Here is a 4,458-nt window from a genome sequence, read left to right on the forward strand (position 1 = left end):
GAGATGGGTATAAAGAACAGATCTAAAGCAAAACATAAAAAAAATCTTTATCTCTAGGAATAAAGCTATTTCTTGAGTAGCCTAAAATTCCCATATAGAGGAACGATAATTATTAACAGAAAAAGATATATTTAATCATTGATATCTAGATAAGCCTTAATTTATAATTAATATTGAATAAATAATAAAATTATTGAGTAGTAAAATTACTGTTATTAAATTATTAAAAATCAGCAGTCATCTTATAGAAGCCCATAATCAAATAAAACAATATGCTAACTTATTTATAAATGTTTTTTTGAAAAGAATTAGATATTTTAACTACTCCTTTAAATAAAAAAATTACAATAGTAAGTAATAAACACAGATAAAAACCAGGATATATTGAAACACTTTAGAGAATAAGGGAAAATAACTGGATTTTCCTATGCCATTGATTAGAACTCCGACGATCTCTAATAAAACAAATAAAAATACTAGTAATTAATCTAAACACCATTGATTTTTTAAAAAAAAATAAAATTTATCAAAGACAGAGTTAAAGTTTTTTTATCAATTCTTAATAAAACTAAAAATCTACTGATTTATGTTCCTTCTATACGTATCCCAAACGTCTAAGGGGGGTATCCCAAACCTCTAAGGGTTTAGGCTAAACCTTACGTCACTTTTTTTAATAACAATAAAAATAAAATAAAGGATATAACGGATATAAACAAATCGAAAAAATTTAACATAAGAGCAAGCAAATTAAAGTTATTCATTACGTAGTGCTGCTACACAGCGAATACAGCATTGGAAACGAGCTTATCGAGAGTACTTTATAGTAATCTGTAATATACATAAGCGCTCTATAAACTAAATAGAAAAACTATGAATTTATTAAAATTATTATAGTATAGTACTCTATACAATAAACTATCTATGCAACTTCTTATTACTATTATTAACTTATTAGTACTATCAAATTAAAAATACAAATAAAAGGCATTCTATTCTAGTCATTATTTGAATTTTACTTTATTCATTGGAAGAACGACAAGAGGTTTCTCGTAAACAAAAAGCAGCACCCAAAGCAATTAAAAATCCAAGAGGTAAAATCAACATAGCCCAACAAAAATCTGAAGCCACGTAACCACCCATTGAATGATGAAAATAAATCGTATGTAAATCCATAAGATGGCCAAATAAGGGTTGGAAGATCGCTTGTCCACCCATAGTAGTAATATTAACAACACTGACTGACATAGCTGTTATTACAGGAATACTATTTTCAGCGACTATAGGATATCCGATAATTTGACTACTAGTAGTTAAACCCATGGCTAAAAATAGTACTAACAAAGAAAAGAATGACAAATGGGGGATTTCTATAATTACTATAACTAAGGCTAACGATAAAATAGCACCTACTAACATCGGTAATCTTCGGAAACCAATTTTATCAGATAAAAAGCCTACTAGAGGTCCACCCACTACAGTTCCCATAAATAACATACTTGTAATATAAGTAGCTTCAATTTTAGGAATGTGATGCGCATCACTCAAATATAATATCCCCCAAATACCTCCCAACAAACATAAAGGTAAATTCATTAAACAAGTATATATTCCACCGAGCCAATTTTGTAATTTTAAAAAAGCTAAACCCATACTTTTCCAATAACCCATTTCATTAATTTTCTGACGTTCCACACGATGGTGTTCGAGATAATAATAAGGAAAATCTTTCACAAGACTTGCAATAATCAAAAAAATTAAAAAACCAAAAGCCGCATCTATTAATAAAACCTTTCGCCAATTTAATGCTTCTAATAATAAAGTAAGAGGTGTTTGTGCTGCTATTCCCCCTAACATTGCCATAGTCACAATGACTCCTGTCACTAGGGCCAATCGTGTAGCAGCAAACCAACGTGTAGCTAAGCGTATGACACTTAAAAAGCAAAACGCACTTCCAATACCCATCAAAAATCGAAAAATGCAAGCCGAAAATAATGAAGTGGTTAGCGCAAAAGAAGTAATGCCTAAAATACACACACCGAGTGAAAATAAAATGATCTTCCGGGTGGAATATCGATCGAGTAACATCCCTGCTGGAAAAAGAAAAATAACATTAGAGATAAAATAAAAAGAAGACAATTGACCTAATTGAGTGGCTTGGATATGAAAAGCCTGCATTAATGGAAGGCTAATTGCATCAAACATATTCATTTGAATAAATTCATAAAAGAAAAAAAGAGATGCTGACAAACAAACCACCCAAGCTTGCCAACGATTGATATGTGGAACTGACCTTGATAGATCAAGGGAATGATCAACACTAATTAAAGATTCTTTCATTTGGAATGTGTTTGTCTTGATAAGAGATCTAACAAGGTTGCCTTAGATAAATATGCCTTAACGAGTCCTAATATAAAAGCAAGTAACATAATCAACAACATCAATGGGTCATCAGTAGAAGAAAATAAAAACACATAGTTAAAAACCTGATGCAACATGGCTATTTTATTCATCCAGAAAATAGAAATTGTATACCCCCCCTCATTAAGATAGAAACCATACCCTCCTCTTCAGTGCCAGCTAAAGATAAAAAATTACTTACAGTACTCAAAAAATCACTAATAATCTGTATACTCATAATAAATTTAAGTCTCCTTAAATAATTCATCAGCCTAACAATGATAAATAAGTTTAATATTTAAATATTAAATTTATAAGTATTTTACACAATAACAAAATTTACTTTCCTAGGTGTTTGCCGAAGTCTTATTCTATTTGACAAGCATCCTTCATCTTCGGAGAGTATACCTTCCCTACTACCTCTATTAAAGCACCTATAATAGTGCTTATAAACCTATAAAGTTAACCAAAGAAGATCTCAGAGACTATACTACCACTTTATTACCCCACCACACCCCCTTCCTAATTAAAATAAATACAGGTTTCTCTAGATCATACCCTCATTAAAAAATCAGAAATTTTTTAATGAGATATTATAAATCGATATTATTTAAAAAATTCTACCTGTTTCTTTCTTTACAGTTCACCATAACACTCACCCAAGACCGAAGCCTTGGATATAACATTTGATACTCTTAAAAAACCTATCCTGCCCTCCCAAAGAAAATCTTTCACTAATTAATAATTAAACAATAAACAAGAGCATGATGCAAAAAAATAAGTAATAGTCAATGAATAGGGTCACGCGCCACTTTAGGGAATCTATCAAAAAGATCAAGAAGGGTGTCATAATCATTTCTTTGAAGATTATAAGGACGCTCACCACGCTCAAACTAAATAAGTAAAGAAGCTATCTGACAAAACTTGAACTATCGGAAAATTAAAAGAAGATTGCTTAATAAGCAAAAAGAGTTAGCAATTTTACTAATAAAACGGCATGAACTCTGTATGGATCTGCTTACTAAATCGATGTTGAAGCTGCAAAGATAAAAATGCAAGATACACTAGATGCCGCAGCTGAAATAATTATTTTTTACCTCGATATTTAATTGAATGATAGAAGGCCTCAACAGGTAGCCTCAATCTAAAAAGCGCTCCCCCCCTAAATTAAGGATTGTTAATAAATCCAGGATATTATACTCCACGAACTCGCAAAATAAAAAAAAGTGAGACAGTGAAATAAACAACCCAACCTGAAACAATATAATTGTCAGTCATTCTTTTTAAATGAATGATCGACACGTTAATTCCACTTCCCTATAAAATGCTTTTAATTAAAGTAAACAAGTCTCCAACTATATTAACTATGTTAAAACTATGCTAAAAAATCTAATTATATTACGCGAGTATTAAGCGAGTATTATAATTAAAAACAGTATTAAGGAAATAGCTCTAAAAAATTCTAACCAATATCTGGTAACTATTTTGAGTCATTTAATCTTTCTTTTCTATAGAAGGCTGGATATTTGATATATTCCAGCATATTCTAATATTTCAGCATATTCTAAAAAATCAAAACACCACTATCCCAACCAAAGTCAAAATATTCACCCTAGACATTAAGTTTAAAATGATTACTCATCTTAAATATTAAGATAATGATTAGATTACTAAGGCAGTGATAAATTTTTTAATCAAGTAAATAATTATCAATCAAGGTTATACTGGGATTGGTTATGCCGTTGATTTAGTTGTCCAAGTTACAGATATATAATAACTGACCTTGTGTACATAAAAATATATATACCACCACTTAGAAAGCATTTGAATTAAAAAGATTTCAAATACCTCCTTTTATCTAACAAGATATCTGACCCTACTATTGAATAATTAGGGAATAACAAAATACCACTAAAAAGTTTAAAAATGAATATTTTAAAAAATTAATATTTTTATAAAAAATGTATTCCAATAATATACATAAAAAATTTTGAAAATATTATCAGTGAAATCTAAGAAAAAATTTTTTAATTATAATATTTTGTTCTATTTTTATTTGAT

Annotated in this window: 1 protein-coding gene; it reads right to left on the reverse strand. The window is 29.5% G+C overall.

From position 1 onward, the window contains the following. Positions 1-1,017 precede the first annotated feature (1,017 nt). Positions 1,018-2,337 (reverse strand): MFS transporter, encoded by a 1,320-nt coding sequence (locus tag CLERM_RS03525; RefSeq protein WP_102157206.1) that lies wholly within the window; start codon positions 2,335-2,337, stop codon positions 1,018-1,020. Between the last annotated feature and the right edge of the window lie 2,121 nt (positions 2,338-4,458).

The sequence above is a fragment of the Coxiella-like endosymbiont genome (assembly GCF_002871095.1).
Classification (GTDB): Bacteria; Pseudomonadota; Gammaproteobacteria; order Coxiellales; family Coxiellaceae; genus Coxiella.

Bases quoted from the DNA above. Each gene is read 5' to 3' on its own strand.
- CLERM_RS03525 (WP_102157206.1), bottom strand. From the start codon at position 2,337: ATGAAAGAATCTTTAATTAGTGTTGATCATTCCCTTGATCTATCAAGG.